Origin of the sequence: Polaromonas sp. (genome assembly GCF_039930745.1) — a bacterium.
Classification (GTDB): Bacteria; Pseudomonadota; Gammaproteobacteria; order Burkholderiales; family Burkholderiaceae_C; genus Polaromonas.
Map to the genome: position 1 here is coordinate 1 of NZ_JBDTTH010000071.1, position 21,217 is coordinate 21,217.

22 protein-coding genes are annotated in these 21,217 nt (G+C 61.9%); 14 read left to right on the forward strand and 8 right to left on the reverse strand.

The annotated features are described in order from the left end of the window. Positions 1 to 172 precede the first annotated feature (172 nt). On the forward strand, positions 173 to 835 hold the full coding sequence (locus ABI660_RS17595) for a hypothetical protein (RefSeq protein ID WP_348070486.1): 663 nt from the start codon (positions 173 to 175) through the stop codon (positions 833 to 835). A gap of 135 nt (positions 836 to 970) precedes the next feature. Here the strand turns inward: ABI660_RS17595 and ABI660_RS17600 are convergent, their stop codons facing one another. The 7 genes from ABI660_RS17600 to ABI660_RS17630 form a co-directional block, all read right to left on the reverse strand. Then, entirely contained in the window at positions 971 to 2,317 is a 1,347-nt protein-coding gene (locus tag ABI660_RS17600; protein WP_348070488.1) for a TolC family outer membrane protein, read from the reverse strand. A 69-nt stretch (positions 2,318 to 2,386) separates the two neighbouring features. Next, entirely contained in the window at positions 2,387 to 2,743 is a 357-nt protein-coding gene (locus ABI660_RS17605) for a rhodanese-like domain-containing protein (protein WP_348070490.1), read from the reverse strand. A 19-nt stretch (positions 2,744 to 2,762) separates the two neighbouring features. Continuing rightward, a complete protein-coding gene (locus tag ABI660_RS17610) occupies positions 2,763 to 3,446 on the reverse strand; it encodes a protein-L-isoaspartate O-methyltransferase (RefSeq protein ID WP_348070492.1) in 684 nt (227 codons plus the stop codon). Positions 3,447 to 3,497: 51 nt separating this feature from the next. Continuing rightward, a complete protein-coding gene (locus ABI660_RS17615) occupies positions 3,498 to 6,707 on the reverse strand; it encodes an efflux RND transporter permease subunit (RefSeq protein ID WP_348070494.1) in 3,210 nt (1,069 codons plus the stop codon). A 6-nt stretch (positions 6,708 to 6,713) separates the two neighbouring features. Continuing rightward, positions 6,714 to 7,910, reverse strand: coding sequence for an efflux RND transporter periplasmic adaptor subunit (locus ABI660_RS17620; protein ID WP_348070496.1), 1,197 nt, complete (start codon positions 7,908 to 7,910; stop codon positions 6,714 to 6,716). Further along, positions 7,907 to 8,593 (reverse strand): TetR/AcrR family transcriptional regulator, encoded by a 687-nt coding sequence (locus tag ABI660_RS17625; protein WP_348070498.1) that lies wholly within the window; start codon positions 8,591 to 8,593, stop codon positions 7,907 to 7,909. The genes ABI660_RS17620 and ABI660_RS17625 overlap by 4 nt, the downstream gene beginning before the upstream one ends. Positions 8,594 to 8,704: 111 nt before the next feature. Further along, on the reverse strand, positions 8,705 to 9,475 hold the full coding sequence (locus ABI660_RS17630) for a YdcF family protein (protein ID WP_348070500.1): 771 nt from the start codon (positions 9,473 to 9,475) through the stop codon (positions 8,705 to 8,707). A 201-nt stretch (positions 9,476 to 9,676) separates the two neighbouring features. On the opposite strand from ABI660_RS17630, the gene msrA reads away from it, so the two are divergent. Next, positions 9,677 to 10,237, forward strand: coding sequence for a peptide-methionine (S)-S-oxide reductase MsrA (gene msrA / locus ABI660_RS17635; RefSeq protein ID WP_348070502.1), 561 nt, complete (start codon positions 9,677 to 9,679; stop codon positions 10,235 to 10,237). A 61-nt stretch (positions 10,238 to 10,298) separates the two neighbouring features. Here msrA and ABI660_RS17640 read toward each other — a convergent pair whose 3' ends face one another. Further along, positions 10,299 to 11,303: a succinylglutamate desuccinylase/aspartoacylase family protein gene (locus ABI660_RS17640; RefSeq protein ID WP_348070504.1), complete on the reverse strand. Its 1,005-nt coding sequence runs from the start codon at positions 11,301 to 11,303 to the stop codon at positions 10,299 to 10,301. Positions 11,304 to 11,560: 257 nt separating this feature from the next. On the opposite strand from ABI660_RS17640, the gene ABI660_RS17645 reads away from it, so the two are divergent. The 12 genes from ABI660_RS17645 (at position 11,561) to ABI660_RS17700 (ending at position 20,935) form a co-directional block, all read left to right on the forward strand. Beyond that, positions 11,561 to 12,289 (forward strand): hypothetical protein, encoded by a 729-nt coding sequence (locus tag ABI660_RS17645; RefSeq protein ID WP_348070506.1) that lies wholly within the window; start codon positions 11,561 to 11,563, stop codon positions 12,287 to 12,289. Positions 12,290 to 12,532: 243 nt separating this feature from the next. Then, positions 12,533 to 13,081: a GrpB family protein gene (locus tag ABI660_RS17650; protein WP_348070508.1), complete on the forward strand. Its 549-nt coding sequence runs from the start codon at positions 12,533 to 12,535 to the stop codon at positions 13,079 to 13,081. 143 nt (positions 13,082 to 13,224) lie between these two features. Further along, the gene (locus ABI660_RS17655; RefSeq protein ID WP_348070510.1) at positions 13,225 to 13,686 is read left to right on the forward strand and encodes an isoprenylcysteine carboxylmethyltransferase family protein; all 462 of its coding nucleotides are present in this window, start codon (positions 13,225 to 13,227) and stop codon (positions 13,684 to 13,686) included. Between the two features lie 67 nt (positions 13,687 to 13,753). Continuing rightward, complete coding sequence (locus ABI660_RS17660; protein WP_348070512.1) at positions 13,754 to 14,056, forward strand: antibiotic biosynthesis monooxygenase family protein; 303 nt, start codon at positions 13,754 to 13,756, stop codon at positions 14,054 to 14,056. A gap of 122 nt (positions 14,057 to 14,178) precedes the next feature. Next, entirely contained in the window at positions 14,179 to 14,715 is a 537-nt protein-coding gene (locus ABI660_RS17665; protein WP_348070514.1) for a Fur family transcriptional regulator, read from the forward strand. A gap of 350 nt (positions 14,716 to 15,065) precedes the next feature. After that, positions 15,066 to 15,587, forward strand: coding sequence for a DUF2867 domain-containing protein (locus ABI660_RS17670; protein WP_348070516.1), 522 nt, complete (start codon positions 15,066 to 15,068; stop codon positions 15,585 to 15,587). Between the two features lie 40 nt (positions 15,588 to 15,627). Next, positions 15,628 to 16,284, forward strand: a complete 657-nt coding sequence (locus ABI660_RS17675; RefSeq protein WP_348070518.1) for an ATP-binding cassette domain-containing protein — start codon at positions 15,628 to 15,630, stop codon at positions 16,282 to 16,284. Next, complete coding sequence (locus ABI660_RS17680) at positions 16,281 to 17,483, forward strand: FtsX-like permease family protein (protein WP_348070520.1); 1,203 nt, start codon at positions 16,281 to 16,283, stop codon at positions 17,481 to 17,483. Before ABI660_RS17675 ends, ABI660_RS17680 begins: the two co-directional genes overlap by 4 nt. Positions 17,484 to 17,498: 15 nt before the next feature. Beyond that, positions 17,499 to 17,747 (forward strand): hypothetical protein, encoded by a 249-nt coding sequence (locus tag ABI660_RS17685; RefSeq protein WP_348070522.1) that lies wholly within the window; start codon positions 17,499 to 17,501, stop codon positions 17,745 to 17,747. A 29-nt stretch (positions 17,748 to 17,776) separates the two neighbouring features. After that, complete coding sequence (locus ABI660_RS17690; protein WP_348070524.1) at positions 17,777 to 18,355, forward strand: DUF3299 domain-containing protein; 579 nt, start codon at positions 17,777 to 17,779, stop codon at positions 18,353 to 18,355. A 6-nt stretch (positions 18,356 to 18,361) separates the two neighbouring features. Further along, positions 18,362 to 18,763: a hypothetical protein gene (locus ABI660_RS17695; protein ID WP_348070526.1), complete on the forward strand. Its 402-nt coding sequence runs from the start codon at positions 18,362 to 18,364 to the stop codon at positions 18,761 to 18,763. Between the two features lie 72 nt (positions 18,764 to 18,835). Then, positions 18,836 to 20,935: a TonB-dependent receptor gene (locus ABI660_RS17700; protein WP_348070528.1), complete on the forward strand. Its 2,100-nt coding sequence runs from the start codon at positions 18,836 to 18,838 to the stop codon at positions 20,933 to 20,935. The last annotated feature ends 282 nt before the right edge of the window (positions 20,936 to 21,217 follow it).

Sequence of the window (21,217 nt, forward strand, 5' to 3'; positions counted from 1 at the left end):
GGGTGGGGTCAAAATTAGATGAAAAACCGGGGTCAAGATTCAGTGGAAATCAACAAAGACCATCCTGTTGCATAGCGAACAGGGCTTGGGCGACACAATTCAATTTTGCCGCTACGCCAAGCTGGTCAGCGACCTGGGTGCACGCGTGATTCTGGAGGTTCAGGAACCGCTTATGCTTGTGCTGGCTTCCTTGGACAGCGTGGGACAGCTGGTGGCCCGGGGTAACGCACTGCCCCCATTCGACTACCACTGCCCATTGCTCAGCTTGCCGCTGGCATTCAAAACTCGCCTTGATAACATGCCCGCGGCCAGCGGCTACCTCTCAGCCTCCGCAGCCAAGATAGCCGAATGGTCCAGTCGCCTGGGCAAAAAAACAAAACCTCGCGTGGGCATCGTCTGGAGCGGAAGCGCGGCGCACAAGAACGACCGCAGCCGAAGTTGTCTCCTGTCGGAACTGTGGAAGCATTTGCCACCAGAGTTGGAGTACATCAGCCTGCAAAAGGAAGTTCGCGACGCTGACCAGGAAACCTTGAAGATGCATCCCGAAATCCTGAACCTCGGCCCTGCGATCAAGGATTTCACCGACACGGCTGCGCTGTGCGAAGTGCTTGATGTGGTAGTGAGCGTAGACACCAGCGTGGTCCATCTGGCAGGCGCCATGGGCAAACCTGTGTGGGTCTTGCTGCCTTTCAACCCCGATTGGCGATGGCTACTCGACAGAAGCGACAGCCCCTGGTACCGGTCGGCCAGACTATTTCGGCAATCTCAAAGTGGCGATTGGGATGGTGTAATTTCAAAGGCTGGTGAGGCGTTGAAAGGCCACACTTTTCCTTAGGGAAAATTACAAAGTCCTTGAAAGCTCAATTGCCGGGCTAACGACGAGTCTGAAGGAAAAGCGTCGAAGCGCAAACGTGAGTACCGTTTCTAGCCAGCTTCACGGACCGTATTCACGTGCCACCTTGCCTACACTTCAATTCACCAGCAGCGAATTAATCAACAACAAATCTTCCGGCGTCAGCGTGCCATTGGCTTGTCGCAGCTTCAGCCCGCCGATCAGCACGTTGTAGCGTGCCTGCGCGAGGTCGCGCTTGGTCTGGAACAGCTGGCTTTGGGCGTTCAGCACGTCGATGTTGATGCGCACGCCGACCTGGTAACCGAGCTTGTTGGCATCCAGCGCGCTCTGGCTGGACGCCTCGGCGGCTTCGAGGGCCTTGACCTGCCCCTGGCCCGACAACACGCCGAAGTAGGCGGTGCGGGTGCTCAGCGCGACGCCGCGTTTGGCGCCTTCGAGGTCGGTGCGTGCCTTGTCTTCGAGCGACAGGGTTTCGCGGATGCGGTTTTGTGTAGCAAAGCCGGCAAACAGCGGCAGGTTCAGCGACAGGCCGACCGTGGTGCTGTTGGTGCGGAAGTTGACGGGGCCGGTGGTGGCGCTGCCCTGGGGGTTGCGCTGGGTGCCGTAGCTGGCGGTCAGGTCCAGCGTGGGTTTGTGGCCGGCTTCGGCCTTGTCGATCTCGAGCTTGGCGACTTCCAGGTTGGCGCGGGCCTGGCGCACGCTCGGGTGCAGGTCTTCTGACTGCTGGACCCAGGTGTTCACGTCGGCGGGCACCAGCGGCGGCAGGTCAAGAGGCACCAGCAGGCCTTTGGGCTGGGCATCGGCTCTTCCCACCAATTGGTCCAGCGCGATTTTTTTCACGCGCAGATCGTTCTCGGCGGCAAGCTCCTGGGCAATCACCAGGTCGTACCGGGCCTGCGCTTCGCGCGAGTCGGTGATGGTGGAGGTACCCACTTCAAAATTGCGTTTGGCCGAAGCCAGCTGCTCGCCGACGGCGGCTTTTTGCGCCCTCACAAAAGCCAGCGTGTCCTGCGCGGCCAGCACGTCGAAGTAGGCCTGGCTGGTGCGCACGATCAGGTCTTGCTGGGCCGCTTCAAGTTGGGCGCGGGACAGCTCGACCTGCTGTTTGCCCTGCTCGTACGTGGCCCAGTTGCCGGGCCGGTACAGCGGCTGCGAGGCGTTCACTGACGCAGTTTGCGTGGGGAAGCTGCGGTCCATCACCGGGTTGTTGTTTTCAAAATTGGTGCGCGAGGTGCCCATTGACAGCCCGGCCGATGGCAAGATGCCCGCCTTGGCCTGGTCGGCCTTGGCCAGGTTCGCTTCGTACAGCGAGCGGGCGGACTGGTAGGCCGCATCGTAGTCGCGTGCCGAGCGGTACAGCTCCACCAGGTTTTGCGCCTGCGCAGCAGGCGCAAAGGCCGCCAGCACGGCACTCAACGCAAGAGACAAGGGCAACAAGGCCGGTTTTTTCAAGAACGGTTTCATGGGAGTCCTGATGAAGATGAAATCGGTAAAGAGGAAGATGGAGAAGATGGCAAAGTGCAGATGGGAAGATCAGTAGCGCGGCACGGAGGCGTCGCGCTGCTCTGACCACGCGTTGATGCCGCCGTGCAGGTTCACCACCTGCGTGAAACCGTTTTGCGCCAGGTAGTTGGCCACCTGCATGCTGCGTGCGCCGTGGTGGCACAGGCAGGCCACCGGCTGGTCGGCCGGCAATTCCTCTTTCAGCTCTTCCAGCCGGGCAGGGACATCCCGCATCGGAATGTGCACCAGCGTGAAGCCGTCTTCCTTGACCGATGCCGTCTGTATCTCCCACGGTTCGCGCACGTCCAGCACCAGGGGCGTGGGCGCACCGGCCGGCAGGCTGTCGCGCCAGGCGTTGAAGTCGGCAGGAGAAAGCTGGTCAATCATCAGGGTTGCTTGTGACAGGTTAAAAGTTGAATTTCGAAGGCTCGGGGAAATTGAGCAGGCGCGGTGCCACGGTGTCCCAAGCCTGGGTAGTGCGGAAGGCAGCCTCACCCACGCGGGTGACCAAGGTGGCGCGCATCATGGGTTCAAAGCCGACGATGGCGCAGAGGCGGCCGCCGGGCTTGAGCATTGCCAGTAGCGCGGGAGGCACGTCGGCCACTGAACCGCTGAGCACAATCACATCAAATGGCCCGCTGAGCAGGTCGCTGCCGGAGACAGCCTGCCCAAGCTTGGCGGAGCCGTCGCCGGTGCGCACTTCGGCGTTGTACACGCCGGCTTTTTTCAGGTTGTTGCGCGCCAGCTGGGCCAGGTCGGCATCGATCTCCATGCTGATGACCTGCTGGGCGCGGTGCGCCAGCAAGGCCGCCATGTAGCCGGAGCCGGCACCGATCTCGAGCACCTTTTCATGCTTCTGCACGGCCAGGTCCTGCAGCATGCGTGCTTCGACTTTGGGCGCCAGCATGCATTGGCCAGGTGTGGCGCCAACCGGAATTTCCATGTCGGCAAAAGCCAGGGCCCGCATGGCGGGCGGCACAAAGTCTTCACGCTTGACCACGGCGAGCAGAGAAAGGACCTGGCTGTCCAGCACTTCCCAGGGGCGGATCTGCTGTTCAATCATGTTGAAGCGGGCTTGTTCGTAGTTCATGGTGGGGCCTGTAAATAATTCGGGAGGGTGTAGCGGGGTAAACCTCTGATTTTAACGGGGGGTCACCGGTGCCAGTGCCGGCACCGGCGGGGTGTGCCCGCCGGTAAAGCGGCGCTTGAGCCACTGTGCGAGGTCGTCAAGGTAGCAATAGGTCACCGGCACCACCACCAGGGTCAGCAGCGAAGAAGTGATGACACCGCCGATGACGGCTTGGCCCATGGGCGCGCGCTGCTCCGAGCCCTCGGTCAGCGCAAAAGCCAGCGGCACCATGCCGAAGATCATGGCCAGCGTGGTCATCAGGATGGGGCGCAGCCGCACGCGGGCCGCCATCAGCAGGGCTTCGCTACGCTCCATGCCTTCTTCCCTCATGCGGATGGCAAAGTCCACCAGCAAAATCGCGTTTTTGGTGACCAGGCCCATCAGCATCACCACGCCGATGATGGAAAACATCGACAGCGTCGAGCGGAACAGCAGCAGCGCCAGCACCACGCCAATCAGCGTGAGCGGCAGCGAAGTCATCAAGGCCAGCGGTTGCAGGAAACTTTTGAACTGGCTGGCCAGGATCATGTAGATGAACAAGATCGCCATGACTAGCGCCGAGACCGCGTAGCCAAAGGACTCGGCCATGTTTTTGGTCGAGCCGGCGAACTGGTAGCGGTAGCCGGGCGGAAAGCTGATGCTGTCCAGCGCAGCGCGGATGTCGGTGGACACTTCGCCGGCCGAGCGGTTGTACACGTTGGCGTTGATGGCGACTTCACGCGTCAGGTCGCGCCGGTTGATCTGGTTCGGGCCGGTGGTTTCCTTCACCGTGGCCACCTGGCTCAGCCGCACCGTGCGCGCCGAGCCGTCGGCATTGCTGCCGATCACCGTGCTGATGAAGGGCAGGCGCTCCAGATCCTGCGGTGCATTGCGCGAATCGGGGGCGAGGCGCACGTTCACGTCGTAGGTCTGGTCGTCGGGTGCGCGCCAGTTGCCGACGGTTTGCCCGGCCACCAGCGTGCGCAGCGAGGCCGCGATCTGCGACACCGTCAGGCCGAGGTCGGACGCCGCGTCGCGCTTCACATCCACCTCGATGGTCGGCTTGTCGGCCTTGAGGCTGGAGTCCAGGTCCACCAGGCCGGGGATGCCGCTGATTTTTTCCATCACCAGGCGCGTCAGGCTCTCCAGCTCTTTCAGGTCGGCGCCCTGCAGCGAAAACTCCACCTGCTTGTTGCCGCCCACGGCGTCGAGCAGGCCGGCGTGAGTGACGGTGATGCCGGGCACCTGTTTCAAGCGCTCGCGCAGCACGCCCGACATTTCGTCCGCGTTTCGGGTTCTGGCCTTGCGGTCCACCAGGCGGATGTAGATGCTTGCGTACATCTTGCCCTGCGCATTGCCAGTGTTGATGGTGGACAGCGTGTAGTTGACTTCCGGAAACTCGCGCAGGATGGCTTCGACCTGCCGGGTCTTGGCCTCGGTGGCTTCCAGCGAAGAGCCGACCGGCGTGTAGAAATTGAGCGAGGTCTCCGAGAAGTCGGCCTTGGGGACGAACTCGGTGCCCAGCAGCGGCACCATGAAAATGCTGGTCACAAAAATGCCCAGGGCCAGGCCCAGGGTGGCCAGCTTGTGCAGCAGCGACCAGCGCAGGATGCGCTGGTAGGTTTCGGCCAGTGAATCGGTGGCACGCTCGAACCAGCCCGTGACGCGGCCTATGGTTTTGTCGTAGAAGGTGACGGGTTTGCCGTGCTGGCCGTGCGAATGGATGCTCGGGTCGTGCCAGATGCTCGAGAGCATCGGGTCCAGCGTGAAGCTGACAAACATGGAGATCAGCACCGCCGCCACAATGGTGATGCCAAACTCATGGAAGAACTTGCCGATGATGCCGCCCATGAAACCGATGGGCAGGAACACCGCCACGATGGAGAACGTGGTGGCCAGCACGGCCAGGCCGATCTCCTGCGTGCCGTCCATGGCCGCCTGGTAGGGCAGCTTGCCCATTTGCACGTGGCGCACGATGTTCTCGCGCACCACAATGGCATCGTCAATCAGCAGGCCCACGCACAGGCTCAGCGCCATCAGGGTGATCATGTTGATGGTGAAGCCGAACATGTTCATGAACAAAAATGTGCCGATGATGGAGATCGGCAGGGTCAGGCCGGTGATCACCGTGGAGCGCCATGAGTTCAGGAACAGGAAAACGATCAGGATGGTTAGCAGCGCGCCTTCGATCAGTGTGCGGCGTACGTTTTCAACCGCCACGCGAATCGGGCGTGAGCCGTCGCCAATCGGCTCCAGCCGCGTGCCGGCCGGAAGCTGGGCTTGCAGTTCCTTGACGGCCTTGTTCAGTCCGTCCACCACCGCAATGGTGTTTTCGCCCTGGGCCTTCTGCACCGTCAGCAGCAGTGTGCGCTGGCCGTTGTACAGCGCCAGGCTGTCGATTTCCTGCGAGCCGTCGCGGATGGTGGCCACCTGGCCGACCGTGACCGCCGAGCCGCCGCCGGAGCCGGCCTTGCGCGCCACGATGATCTTGCCGAAGTCTTCCGGCCGCTTTACGCGTGCATCGATTTTCACGACGCGCTCCTGGGCGAGCGAACGGATGGCGCCTACCGGCAAGTCCTGGTTTTCGTTGCGCACCGCGCTAGCCACCTGGTCGGCCGTGATGCCCAGCGCCTCCATGGCCTGCGGGTTCAGGTAGATATTGATCTCGCGCTTGCTGCCGCCCACCAGGTTGACCGAGCCCACGCCGCGCACGTTTTCCAGGCGCTTTTTCAGCACCTGGTCGGCCCAGTTGGTCAGCTCGACAGCTGTGGGGACGGCCGGGGTCGTACCGCTGGCGGGGGCTGGGGCCGGTAAGACAGCGACTGACCAGATGGCGCGGTTGGCCGGGTCAAAGCGCAACACGCGTGGTTCCTTGACTTCATCGCGCAGCAGTGGTCGCAGCGAGGCGATCTTTTCGCGTACGTCTTCGGCCGCCTTGCGCCCGTCGATCTGCAACTGGAACTCGATGATGACGACCGACTGGCCTTCGTAGCTGCGCGAGGTCAGGGCGTTGATGCCGGCGATCGAGTTGACGCCTTCCTCGATTTTCTTGGTGACTTCGCTCTCGACAATTTCGGGCGAGGCGCCGGGGTATTCGGTAGTGACCACCACCACCGGGAAGTCAATGTTGGGAAACTGGTCTACCTGCAGGCGCTGGTAGGAGAACATGCCCAGCACAACGATGGCCAGCATGACCATGGTCGCAAAGACCGGATTTTTCAGGCTGACCTGGGTGAACCACATGGCAATTTAAGGTGCAGTCTTGGCGGAAGGGGCGGCTGGTGCGGCAGGTGTTTGAACCCAAGCCGGAGCCTGCGTGAATTTCACCGCTGTGCCTTCGCGCAGCGCGCCCGCCGCGCCGGCAATGACCACCGAGTTTTCTGCCAGCCCCTTGACGGCCACCATGGTGCCGTCACCCGTGGCGCTGCTTCCGCGCACGCCCATTTCTACCGGCTTGTGGGCCACCTGCTTGTTTTCCACCACCTGCACATAGGGCGCGGGCTTGTCGGTGCGTACCGCGCTCAGCGGTACGGCCAGTGCGGAAATATGCGTTGTGCCCAGCGTGCCCTGCGCAAACAGGCCTTGCCGCAAGCCGCTGGCTGCGGGCGTGTTGTCAATGCTCAGGTAAGCCAGCACGCTGCGGCTGCCGCCCTGTGCGCTGGGGTTGATGCGGGCCACCGTTGCGGTGATGGTCTGCGTGCTGCCTTCGATCTGCAGCCTGGCGCTCTGGCCGGGGCGCACCGCCAGGGCATCGGCGGCGCTGAGGCTGGTTTCCAGTTCCAGGCGGCTGAGGTCCACAATTTCCAGCACCCGCACGTCCACGCCGACACGTTCACCCGGCTGCACCAGCCGCTGGGCCACCAGGCCCGACAGTGGCGCGCGTAGCACGGTGTCGTCCAGCGACTTTTTGGCCACCTCGGCGGCAGCCAGCGCGGCCTTGTGGTTGGCTTTGGCGGCGTTGAGGTTGGCCAGCGAGGTGTCCAGCGCGGTTTTGGAAATAAAGCCCTGGTTCACCAGCGCCTGGTTGTTGTCGTACTGGCGCTGCACGATGTCGATTTGCGCCTTGGCCGAGTCGGCCTGTTCCTGCGCCTGCCGCACGCGCGATTGGTATTCGCTGGCGTCAATGCGGGCCAGCACCTGGCCGGCCTTGACGGCGTCGCCTTCACGCACCGTCAGGCCCTGCAGTTCGCCAGCCACGCGTGTCTTGAGGAACGCGGAGTTCACGGCCTTGAGCGAGCCCGACACCGGCAGGCCCTGGCTGAGGTCCATGGTTTTAGCCTGCACCACGTCGGTAGCGGCCAGCTCGGCAATGGTTTGCGCTTTGGCGGCGCTCGCCGCGGCCAGGGCCTGCTGCTGGTTTTTGCGCGCCGAGAGGGCGCCCAGCACGGCCGTGGCCAGCACAAGCAGAAGGACGAGGGCAATGACCCATTTGATCCAGCGTTTCATTTTGAGGCCTTGGGGGAGGGGGGCGTGACGCACAAGCCGTGAAGAATGGTGTCCACCTGGGTGGCGATGTACTTGCCGGCATTGTCGGGCAGGCTGGCGTCGGCACAGGTACCGGCGGAGTGTTTGGCCAGAATCAGGAAGATCATGGGCGCAATCACGCTATAGATGGCGTAGTCCAGGTCCATGGGCCGGAATTCCCCGCGGTCTATGCCGCGCTGCATGATGCGGCGAAACAGTGCCTGGCCGGGCAGGATGACTTCCTGTCGGTAGAAGGCGGTGATTTCCGGAAAATTGCCGGCTTCGCTCATCATCAGTTTGGTGATGCCTGACACGCGGGTGGCGCCCACGCGCTCCCACCACACCGTCATGCAATAGGCCAGCATCTCGGAGGCCGTGCCTTCAAAACGTTCGAACTCGTCGTTCCATTCCTTGAAGCGGCCCGAGATGTTTTCACGCACCACGGCCTTGAACAGCTCTTCCTTGCTCTGGAAGTACAGGAACAGCGTGCCCTTGGAAACGCCAGCGCGGGCGGCCACTTCTTCGGCGCGCGTGCCGGCAAAACCCTTTTCAACAAACAGGTCCAGCGCGGCGTCCAGCAGCTCACCGGGGCGCGCCTCTTTGCGGCGCTCGCGTTTAGCCGAGAGCGAGCCTGTTTGTGCGGAGATGAATTTCGTGAGGGACATGAGTTACTGACTGACTGGTTAGTAATGTAGTGCTTGGCTACCTGTCCGTCAAGCGGCCGCCCACTTTATTGCCAGTCTGTACACGTTAAGTCAAGTAAAGCTTGCTGCAGATCAATGGCGGGAGACGCGTAACGCCAGCCACTCCTTGAGCACAACCCGCGAGGCGTCCAGCCCGTCGGACGAGGGCAGCCACTCCAGCAGCCCGTTGCGGCTGGGCAGGATGAAACTCATGGGCGCAGCGGTCACCTGGAAGCCGGCCCGCTCAAAGGCCAGCACCGAACGCGGCATGTGCCAGGCGTGCGTGACCAGCGCAATCCGCTGGATGCCGTCTTTTTGCAACAGCGGCCGCAGCAGGCTGGCATTTTCCGCGGTGTCGCGCGACTGGTCGTCAATCCAGCGCAGGCGCAGGCTGTAGTCCTGCTGCGCCATCCGGCGGGCCACCTCGCCTTCGGAAAGGGTTTGCGCGTCGGTGGCGCCCCAGCCCATGCCGCCGGCAAACGCGACCGGCAGGCCGGTTTGCCGGGCCAGCCAGGCGCCGTAGCGCAGGCGCATGGCCGCTGCCGGCGACGATTGTGCTTCGCCGTACTCAGGCGCCACCGGGTGCACGCCGCCGCCCAGCACCACAATGGCCTGCACGCCGCCGCTTTTCAGGCTGGCTACCGAAGCCGGCGCGTACTGGGGCAGGGTGTTCTGCGCCAGCCACACCGCCACGGCATGGCAGCTCACCAGCCAGAGCAAGGCCACGCCGGCCACGGCCAGCAGCAGGCCCCACGCCTTTTTGCGGGTGGCCAGCAGCAGGCCCAGCAGGGTGAGCAGCAGCGGTGCCGCGGGCGGCAGCACCAGCGCAGCGAGAATCGGTTTGAGTTGGCCCAGCTCTGTCATGGGTTTCCTGTTTTGCTATGAAATAAGGAGCCACTTGCGCCCGTGGATAAAGGGCCAAAGGCCGATTTGACCCATAAACAGGAGAACCAGCCCCGGCTGGCCGGGCCTGGCCCGGCAAAAGGGTTTTCTGGGCGCTGGGCTGGCTTCAAGGCATTTTTCCCGGATGATCTGCGTTTGACCGCTGGATAAAAAGGACGACTCATGGAACAAGGCAAGTTTACGGGCGCGGGGCTGGAAACCATCACGCTGGGCGGCGGCTGCTTCTGGTGCACCGAAGCCGTGTTTGTGCAGGTGCGCGGTATCACCGATGTGGAGTCGGGCTACAGCAACGGCCACGTCAACAACCCGACCTATGAGCAGGTGTGCACTGGCGCCACGGGGCACAACGAGGTCGTCAAGCTGGTGTACGACCCGGCGCAGATCAGCCTGCGGGCGATTCTGGAAATCTTCTTCGTTGTTCACGACCCCACCACACTGAACCGCCAGGGCAACGACAGCGGCACGCAGTACCGCAGCGGTATCTATTACTCAACGCCGGAACAAAAGCGGGTGGCCGAAGACATGGTCAACGCCCTGAACCGCGACAAGCTGTTCGGCAAGCCGGTGGTCACCGAAGTGCTGCCGGTATCCAACTACTCGCCCGCTGAGGAATACCACCAGGACTTCTTTGAGAAGAACCCGAATCAGGGTTATTGCATGGCGGTGGCCGGGCCCAAGGTCGCGAAATTTCGCAAGACGTTTTCGGAATACGCGAAGGCTTGAGCGGGCTCCTCTGGTTTTTTCTGGCCTGTCATCCCCGGATTCGATCCGGGGTTCATGGCCCCTATGACCGCCGTTGCGCCATGTAAAACCACTCCTGCCCGGGCTCGGCGCGAGGGTTGGGGAACACCACAAAACCGTCATGAGGTGCTTTCGCTTCGGCGCCGCTGTAGCGTGTGCCAATCACCTCACCGGCCTTGACTGCGTCGAAGCTGCGCCACTCGCGGCTGAAGCTGTCGTCTGCGTGCTCACGGTCCGTCACGTCTACCAGCCGCAGGATCTCGCGCTCTGCAAGCGAGGTTTCCAGCGGCAGCGACACCATGCCCAGCAAAGCCAGCGTCTGCAAAATTGCATGCCGTGCCACCTGCACTGCTTGCGGGTCGTCGTGCTGGCCGCATTCCAGCGTCACGCCGTAGCCGCCGCGTGAGCGCATGTATTCGGTGGTGCCCACGCCGTAGTTCGGGTCGGTCACCAGCGTCTGCGCACGCGCCGAGCCGGCGGGCACAGGCGCCGCCGCACGCCGCTGTACACCACGCGCATAAGTGTCTAGCCAGCCTTCCACAATGCGCGGCGCGCCGGTGCACAGGGCCAGCTGCATTTCTTCGGAAGCTTTGTTGAACGGCTCAAGCATGCCGCTGTTGTTCTGCGGGCCAATCATCACGAACGGCCTGCCGCCGGTGTGGAAAGAGTGCAAGTCCAGCAGCACCTCGTGCGCATCCAGCAGCGGGCACAGCACATTGGCAATGCGGTCTTCAAATTCCTGCGGAATCGCACTCGGCGCCATGTTGCGGTTCAGGTTGCGGTCACCGGTGCGTTGCTTTAACTGGTAGGCCAACGGGTTGGTGACGGGCACAAAGGTGACGGTGCCGCGTTCGATGTTGAGTTGCCCGCTGTTGATGTCTTGCAGAAGTTGCGTGATGGCCTTGGCACCGCAGACCTCGTTGCCGTGAACCGCGCCAAGCACCAGCAGCTTCGGGCCGGGGGCCAGGCCGTGGAAGGTGTGGGTATGCAGGTGCGTGGGGCGGGGCTGGGAAACGCCGGGCGTTTCAGACTGGGTGGGTTGGGTCATGATGATTTGTTTGTGCGGCGCCTTGACTCGGCGGTTGGGCGTTGCTTAGTCCGCACACTCCTGCATTTGCAGGATGGAAAGCGCTGCGTTCGCGCCTATGATCTGCGGTGTTTGCTGTCTATTTTATCGACCTGACCGGAAGCTGCAATGTGCAGAAACTCTTTAACTGATAAGGAATTGGCGGTGATAAACCTGCCCAGGTTATACCGCAGCCACCAAGTTATACCGCAGTGCTTGTGGTCTACATTACGGGGCTCATGACAATGCCACTTCCGCCGCCACCACCGAACTGGGAAGGAAACGAGATATCGAAGTTTTTCGATGCGGCACGTGCCAATGAATTTGCGACGTTCGCAAATCGAACCGGGGAAGTCGCACGTCTCACCGATATCGATCGTGGGTACCGGAAAGCAATCGACGGCGTCAATCATTCGCAAGACTGGTTTGCCGGCTTCTTCTTGCTTCGGGCGCATTCGAATTTTCTGGCCGCGTGCCGCCTTTGTTGGAGCGCTCAAATCCCTGAGAGCTATGCCCTACTTCGTTCCTGTTTGGAAAATGCGCTCTATGGGCTTTATCTAGCCAAGAATCCAGGGTCGCGCGAGACATGGCTGCGCCGCCAAGATGATGCGGCGGCGAAGCGGAAAGTTAAAGATGAATTCAAAATCGGAACAATGCTAAATCTTGCTGCTGCGATGGATGCAACGGAAGGTACTGTGGCGAAAATTCTTTACGAAGAAACCATAGACTCAGGCGCGCACCCAAATGAGCTGGCCCTTATGCAGACTCTGCAAATCAACAAGAGCGCCGACCACATTGAGTTCAAAAGCAACTACCTTGACCAAGACTCCGTCGCACTAAGGGCTGCGCTTAAGACTACGGCGCAAGTTGGCGTTTGCGCTCTATCGTTGTTTCGAGTGATCTACCCAGAGCGCTTTGACATCATGGGTGTCACTGATTTGCTGCGTCACGTAAAGGTGGGCCTATGACCCCCAACCTGGCAGTCGAGCGGATCTGCGCAAAAGGCCGCACAGGCCGCTCACTTCTACGGTGAGGCTGTAAAAAATTTCGACCCAGGGATTGACCGCATGCACATGAAAAATCCACCTCTCAGATCGCTCTCTATTGGACGATCACGGCATCGGCACGGGTAAAGGAACCCCCGAAAATGGCGGTTTTGCGTGAGCGTGCAGTTTTTTTTTGCAACCGTCGTTAGACGGCACACAGACGACATGGGACAACCCACGGGTGATGCGGCGTTAGGCCTTGAACGAGGCAAGGTCCGGCTCGTCCCATATCAATCGGTATGGCCGGAGCTGTTCGAAGCCGAAGCTGCACGCCTGCGCTTTCTGGCCGGCCCCGCGCTGGAACGCATCGAGCATGTTGGAAGCACTGCCATTTCCCGCATGGACTCCAAGCCCATAGTCGATCTCATGGCATGCGTTTTGGATATGCCTGCCGCAACCGCGCTGATCCCTCTTTTTGAATCGAACGGCTATGAGTACCGCCCGGACGATTCTTGGCCAGAGCGCGTTTTTCTGGCGCGTGGCCCGCGCATTGCTCGCACGCATCATCTGTCGCTGACGGTCCAGGATTCGACCTTCTGGGCGGACCATCTACTATTCCGAGACTATCTACGTGAAAATCCACCGGAAGTTTTCGCCTATTGTGCGTTGAAGAGAGATTTGGCGCGTCGCTTTCCGGACGATCGTCGTGCTTACACTGACGCAAAGAAGGTATTTGTGAGGCGAGTTCTCCTGGCGGCGCGCGGTGCCATCTAACATGCTGCATATCTGTCGGGCGACCTTTCCTCCGGCAAAGGATCTTCGATGCGTCTCGTGCGGCGAATCCAGATAGCGAGCCTTTACCGGCCGCGCAGGCTGCAGATGCTGAGTTTCACCACTGACCTTGCACCCCAACCTCCATGACCACACTCGAACTCAAGATCCCCCCACCCGCGGTAGCACTGGTGATTGCGCTGCTCATGTGGCTGACGTCCATCCTGTTTGGGTTCATCCCGATACCGCGGGACTATCGGCTGGGCGCGGCGCTGGCCTTGCTGGTCATCGGGCAAGGCATCAGCATCTCCGGCATCGTTTCTTTCCGGCGGGCCAAAACGACTCTCAATCCACTCAAACCAGCTAACTCATCGGCGCTGGTGACCAGTGGCATTTTTCGGTTCACGCGCAATCCCATGTATCTGGGACTGCTGCTCACGCTGTTGGGCTGGGCGGCTTTTCTGGCCAGCCCGCCGGCCTTGGTCTTTCTGTTTCTGTATGTGGTGTACATCAACCGTTTCCAGATTAATCCGGAAGAACGCATGCTGTCATCGCTGTTCGGCGAGGACTATGCGGCTTATAAAACACGGGTGCGCCGTTGGGCATAAGGCTTTCAGGTCATGCCACCGCTTAGGCGGCAGGCGCCGGACACTTCTGATGAAAAGGACAACAAGCATGCAAGCGCGTATCGGAACTTTTGAAGTTTCGCCTGAGGGTTTGGAGGAAGTTGTCGCCTTGTTCCGCGACCGTGTGGTGCCCGCTTTTTCGGCGCACACGGGCTTCATCGGCTACCAAGCCTATGTTGATCGGGCGCAGGGCCGGTTTGTGGGCGTTTCGCTCTGGGCCTCACGTGAGGCACTGGATGCCAGCGGCGAAACGGCATTGCGTGCCCGCAATGATGCTGCTGACCTTGGTGCCAGGACCATCGGGGAGCCGCAGATTCTGGAAATGGCATTTGCCGCGCCTTTCCAGCCCTGAAACTGCCGGATTCATGGCGTTCCAAACGACCGTGTGGCGGAAGATCAATTTCCGACTCTGATAATAATGCAACCAAATTGCGTTAGAGTGACGGGCTGCCGGTAAATGCAGAACCCAGACTCATGTCATTCGTCCTTCCCCACAACGACTCCGCCTCCGGCCCCATTGATGCGCTGCTGTCCGCGTACGGTCTGCGGCGTACGAACGCGGCTCGAAGGGTGCTGGGTTGGTTGTTGGCGCACCCGGACACCAGTTACACCCATGCGCAGTTGCAGGTGGCACTGGCGGGCGAGGGCGATGCGGGCGACGGCGCGGGCCTGGACCGCGTCACGCTCTACCGCCTGATCGACCGGCTCACGCAGGTTGGCTTGCTGCTGTGCCGGGTGGACGCCAGCCGCGTGCGGCGCTACCAGGCGATGCCAAGCAGCGTACATGCGATGCCGCACTTTGAATGCCAGAGCTGCCACCGCGACAGTCCGCTGGAGGGTGCGCTGCAATCCAGCGCCGGTGATCTGGAACGGGCGGCCCAATCTGCGATCGACGCTCTCAAGGCGCTGGGTTATCAAGGCATGAGTCTGGATTTTGCGGTGCGCGGCGTGTGCGCCGACTGCGCGACGGGCAGTAACGGCAGCCACCACAAGCGGGGCACTGCCGCATGATCAGTTCGCGGCAACTGGCCTATCAATACGCGGCGGCGTCGTGCTCCACTTCGACGACATTGCCGTGCCTTGTTGTTGCACGGGCCTTCGGGCTCGGGCAAATCCACGTGGCTGGCCCTGGCGGCGGGCTTGTTGGGTGCCAGTAAAGGCACTCGCCACCATTCTTTTTACAGCCTCGTTGAGGTTGTGAAAGAACCTAACTACTCAAAATAGACCACGAAAATATGGAAAATCGATCTCATAGAATGGCCTACAACGATCGATCGCAGATGTCGGAAGGGGTCATGTACCTCCGGAAATGGTCAGTTTGAACCACCTCGACATTTTTTTGCAACCTCGTTAAGACTCCCATGTCTATTGTCGAATGCGAAGTCCCTTCAAGCAGTACGCTGGACCGCCGCGTTGTCGAATCTGCTTACTTTCGGGACGCCTACCGTGCGCCCGTCCATCATGCCGATGCCAGTGTGGTCGACATCTTTTTCAGTATCTTCGGGCACCAGCCTTTATGGATGAAGATGGTGCTGATTGTCCGGAACCAGCTTGCGACCTTTGGTGGGCTGGATGTGCCACCGGCGTCCGACATATTGAATCCCGTGATCAAAAGCAGCTACGCCGTGGGCGACAAGATCGGACCCTGGCCCATTTTTGCCTTGAGCGAAACTGAACTCGTCGCCGGCAGGAATAACAAGCATCTGGATTTCCGGCTTTCCGTGTTGAAGGAGGCGAGGGAGCATGTTGATAGCGTTGTCATCTCGACCATCTGCACGGTGAACAACCGGTACGGAAAGGTGTATCTGTTTTTTATCGTGCCATTCCATCGATGGGGCGTGAAGCGCCTGATGGCAAAAGCCATCAGCGAGGACAGGCTATGAGCGCAGTCGCAGTGTTGGGTTGCCAGGAAGGGCTGGCGGCATGATCAGCACGCGGCAACTGACCTATCAGTACCCGGGCGGGCCTTCGCTTCGCTTTGACGATATCGACGTGGCGCAGGGCGGCGTGTTGCTGCTGCGCGGCGTGTCGGGTTCCGGCAAATCGACCTGGCTGGCCCTGGCGGCCGGCTTGCTGAGCCCTGGTGCGGGCGACATCACCGTCGCCGGGCAGTCGTTGAAGGCGCTCAGCAAGGTGGCGGGGGATGCCTGGCGCGCGCGGACGATTGGCTTTTTGCCGCAGAAACTTCATTTGAGCGCCGCGCTGACAGTGCACGCCAATCTGGCCATCGCGCAGTGGGCGGCCGGGCAGCCGCAGAACGATGCGCGCATCCGCGAAGCGCTGGCGGCACTTGGCGTGCAGGAGCTGTCCGCGCGCAAGCCGGCGCAGCTTTCGGGCGGACAGGCGCAACGTGTGGCGCTGGCCCGGGCCGTACTGCTGCAGCCCAAGGTGATCCTGGCGGACGAACCCACGGCCAGCCTGGACGACGATGCAGCGCGGCAGGCCGTCGAGCTGCTGCAAACCACGGCCTTGCATCAGGGCGCCACACTGGTGATTGCCACGCATGATGCGCGCGTGGCGGCCAATCTTGACAATCAAATTGGCTTCCAGACCTTATCCATCGGGCGAAGTTTGCTATGAAAACAGTAGCTATTGCCTGGCGCTTCCTGTGGTCGCGGCCGCTGTCGGCCGGGCTCAATGTATTGCTGCTCAGCCTGGGTCTGGGGTCGCTGAGCTTTGTGCTGCTGGCCAGCCACCAGATCGACCAGGCCTTTGAACGCGACCTGGCCGGCATTGACGTGGTGGTGGGTGCCAAAGGCAGCCCGATGCAGCTGATTCTCTCGGGCGTGTTCCACATCGACGCGCCGACCAGCAACATTCCGCTGGCTGCGGTTAAAGAGCTTGAAAAACATCCGCAAGTGGCCAAGCTGATTCCTATCAGCCTGGGCGACAGCTTTCGCGGCTTTCGCATCGTGGGTACCACGCCCGACTACCTCACGCACTACCAGGCCAGTTTCGCGCAGGGCGGCGTCTGGAAAGCGCCCATGCAGGCGGTGCTGGGCGCGCAAGTGGCGGCGCAAAGCGGGCTGAAAGTCGGGGACAGCTTTGCCGGCAACCACGGCCTGGGTGGCGGTGGTGACAGCCATGGCCAGACGCCTTATGTGGTGAGCGGCGTGCTGACCGCCGGCGGCTCGGTGCTGGACCGACTGGTGCTGACCGCCACCGAATCGGTCTGGCAGGTGCACGAAGGTGATACCGCACTGGACGCCGACGACCTCAAGGTGCTGGAAGCCGAGCGCGAGTTGACGCTGGCGCTGATTCAATACCGCACGCCGCTTGCGGCGGTGACTTTTCCGCGCTTTGTGAACAGCAGCACTGAAATGCAGGCCGCAGCACCGGCGCTGGAGATCACGCGTTTGCTCAACATGATTGGCGTGGGCACAGACGTGATGCGTGCCCTGGCGGGCGTGTTGCTGCTGACGGCGGGGCTGAGCGTGTTCATTGCGCTGTGGAGCGCCGTGCGTGAACGCCGGGCCGACCTTGCCTTGCTGCGCATGCTGGGTGCACCGCCGCGCAAGGTGGCGGCTCTGCTGCTGTGCGAGGCGCTGTGGCTGGCGCTGCTGGCTACGCTGATCGGTGTGCTGGCAGGCCAGGAACTGATGGCGGCGCTGGCCTGGTTTCTGCAACTGGACAAATCGGTGTTGATCGGCGGGCTCTCGTGGCCGGTCGAGTTGTGGAGTGTCCCGGCGCTGGCCGTGGGCGTGGCGCTGCTGTCGGCGCTGCTGCCCGCGTATGAGGCTTACCGGGTCAATGTGTCTGAACTGCTTCAATCAAGGTGAAATATGAAGAATTTGATGTCAAAAGTGCTTCCAGCCCTTGCCACGCTTGTGCTGACGGCTATGTTTTCAGTAGCGCATGCGCAGCACAGCGACAAGGAAACCAAGGAGGACGTGCAGCGCCACCGCGCCATGGCGGCGGCGCACGAGGCGGCGGCCAAGTGCCTGGAGTCGGGCAGGAAGGAAGACGTCTGCATGAAAGAGCTGCAGGCCTCTTGCAAAGGGCTGGCGGTGGGTAAATACTGCGGAATGAAGCACGCGCATTGATGCTTCAATGGTTTGAAACTGGAGACCCCATGCGATCTTTTGCTTCCACCCCCCAGCTGATTCCTCCGCTGCTCTTGACCCTGCTGCTCGCCGCAGGTGGCGCGCATGCGCAATTGAGTTCGCCTGTGCCACCTGGTAGCAAGCCCGCTGCCGGCACGGGCAAGGCCGCACCGGGCGGTCTTGAGCTGCCGGCCGGGCAGGGCGCAGGCGTGCATGGGGCCAACAGTCCATTTGCGCCGCTGGCCGCGCGCGGCGACGTGGTGCCCTGGTCGGTGCTGACCGACGTGAAAACGAAGAATGAGAAGAACCGCATCCTGCCGGTGTTCAGCGACAGCCAGCTCGGCATGAACGGCAAAACCCAGCGCATTCAGGGTTTCATGATGCCGCTGGAGCCGGGCAAGAAGCAACGCCACTTCCTGCTGTCGTCGGTGCCGCTGACCTGCTCGTTCTGCCTGCCTGGCGGGCCGGAAAGCATGGTCGAGGTCAAGACCAAAAACCCTGTTGAGTACAGCATGGAGGTGGTGGTGGTCGAGGGCCGCCTGCAGGTGCTGCATGACGACCCCTACGGCCTTTATTACCGCATCAGCGATGCGGTGACGGTGAAGTAAACACACATGCTTGTCGGGCGCATGGTGTGGCGGGCGGCATGGGGCTATCTGGCCCTGGTGCTCCTGCTCGCGCCCATGCTGGGCCAGATGCACGGCCTGGTTCACGGCGCCGGGGGCGATCGGCAGCTGGCGCCAGTTCACAGTGTCGAAACCGGTGACTATGTGCACCAAAGCGTGAGCGAACATGCAGGTAGCCACGGCTGGCTCGCTGATCTTTTCTCTGTTCATGCCGATGATCTGGATTGCCGGCTCTTCGACCAGCTTTGCCACAGTGATGTGCTTCCGGCCGTGTCCTCGCTGGCACTGCCGATGGCGCTGTCTTCGTTTGTTTTCCAGTTTTTAGAAGGCGAAGTACTTGCCCGCCGGGCCGCGCTGTTTGAAGCGCGCGGTCCACCCCTGACTCGTTGAACCTCAGAAGTTGTCGAGTGCGGCCTGGCGGCCGCCGCTCGGCGTTTGCTGTTTTCGATTCAACGAGTCACCATGAAAAAACCACTCCCCCGCAGTGCCATTGGCACGGCTGCCTTGTCTCTGCTCGCCATGGCCGGCGCAGCCGCCCATGCGCAGACTGCCGCACCCAGCCTGAAAGAAATCACCGTCACCGGCAACCCGCTGGGGGCTACCGACCTGATTGCCCCGGCCACACAATATTCCGGTGACGGCCTGCTACTACGCTCCAAAACCACACTGGGCGAAACCCTGGACGGCACGCCCGGCGTCAGCAGCACCTACTTTGGCCCCAACGCCAGCCGGCCCATCATTCGCGGGCTGGACGGCGACCGCATTCGCATCCTGGGCAACGGCGGCGGCACGCTGGATGCTTCCAGCCTGAGCTACGACCATTCCGTCACGGCCGACCCGATCAGCATCGAACGCATCGAGGTGCTGCGCGGCCCCGGTGCTTTGTTGCATGGCGGCAGCGCCGTTGGTGGTGTGGTCAACGTGATTGACAACCGCATTCCGCGCGAGCCGCAGTTTGACGAGAAGGGCGGCATCAGCGGCAAGGCCGACCTGAGCGCGGCCAGCGGCAACTCCGAGCGCGGCAAGGGCGTGCTGCTGGAAGGCGGTAACCACCGCTACAGCCTGCATGTGGACGCCTTCGACCGCGAAACCGGCGACGTGCGCGCACCGCGTGACCTGAACTGCACCAAGGCCGGGGTGACCACCACCTCCCGCCGCATCTGCAATTCGGCCAGCGATGTCCATGGTGGTGCCGTTGGTGGCTCGGTGTTTTTTGACAACGGTTACCTGGGTGCGTCGGCCAGCAACTACCGCAGCACCTATGGCACGGTGGCCGAGGACGAAGTCACCATCGGCATGAAGTCGGACCGGTATGCCATTGAAGGCGAGGTGCGTAACCTGGGCGGCCCCATCCAGAGCATCAAGGGCCAATACAGCCAGACGGACTATGGCCACACCGAGTTCGAAGGTGCGACCGCCGGCACGGTGTTCAAGAACAAGGGCAGCGACTTCCGCTTCGAGGCGCGCCATGCGAAAGTCGGCAAGCTCGACGGCGTGTTGGGTTTTCAGACGGAGTCGAACCGCTTTTCTGCGGACGGCAGCGAGGCGTTTGCGCCTTACAGCAAAACCTCGCAGTCGGCCGTTTTCGCTTATGAGGAACTCGGTACGAACTGGGGCAAGCTGAGCCTGGGCGGGCGGCTGGAGTCGGTCAAGGTCGAGTCCTTCGGCAATCCGCTGGTGGCGCGCTTCGCGCCGGTAACGCGGGACTTCACGCCCGGTAGTTATGCCCTGGGCGCGCTGTGGAATGCCGCGCCGGGCTGGCAACTGACGAGCAACCTCGCCTATACCGAACGCGCACCGAAAGACTATGAGCTGTTTGCCGACGGCCCGCACATTGCCACCGCGGCTTACGAGGTGGGCAACGCCAACCTGGCGAAGGAGCAGTCGGGCAATCTCGACGTGGGCGCGGCGTGGAAGTCGGGTGGCCACAGCTTCAAGGTCAACACCTATGCCAGCCGTTTCAAAAACTACATTGCCCTGAATCAGACGCCGGGCGTCACACGTAATGCGGAAGATGGCGAGGTTAATCCGGTGGAAGACGCTGGCAATCCGGGCTTTACTGCCTCTGGCGCCGAGTTCAAACCCTTGGCTGAATTCCGGTATGGGCAAGTGCGCGCGCGGTTCACCGGGATCGAGGCCAGCGGCAACATCCGGCTGCAAGAAGGCGCCTCAACCGTGGACCTGGCGCTGCGCGGCGATGTGGTGCGCGCCACCAACCTGAGCAATGGCCAGCCCCTGCCACGCATTGCGCCATGGCGCGTGGGCGCTTCACTGCTATGGGCCAGCGGCCCCTGGGGTGCCAGCCTTGGCTTTGACCACAACGCCGCGCAAAAGCGGGTGCCTGTGCCGGCCGTCGGTGAAACCGCGGCCTACACGCTGTGGAACGCAGCAACGTCATACCGCGTCAAGGCCGGTGCCGCCACACTGCTCTGGTACGCGCGCCTGGACAACATCACCGACAAGCTGGCCTACAGCGCAAGCTCGGTGCTGACCAGCACGGCGTTTCCGAAAGCGCCTTTGCCTGGGCGTAGCCTCAAGGTCGGTTTGCAAGTGGGGTTTTAGGGTTTGCTTTTTCTGTCGAGCATCGAGCATCACGCTGCGGCTGTGGTGCGCTCTGGACAGTAGGAGCAACTCCCCACTCCCACCCCTAACCCCTCCCTCGCCCCGCTGGGCGATGGAGGGGAACTTCATTTGGCAACGTGCGCCGCTGCCACGTGCAAACTTGACGGCCACGTTCTCGCCGTGACGCGCGCAGCGCGTCATGGCTCCCCGTATCCGTTCCCGCTTTCATCCCCCACCCTTCTGTATGCGCCGAGGAGCGCAGGTCCAGCCGGATCAGGGCGA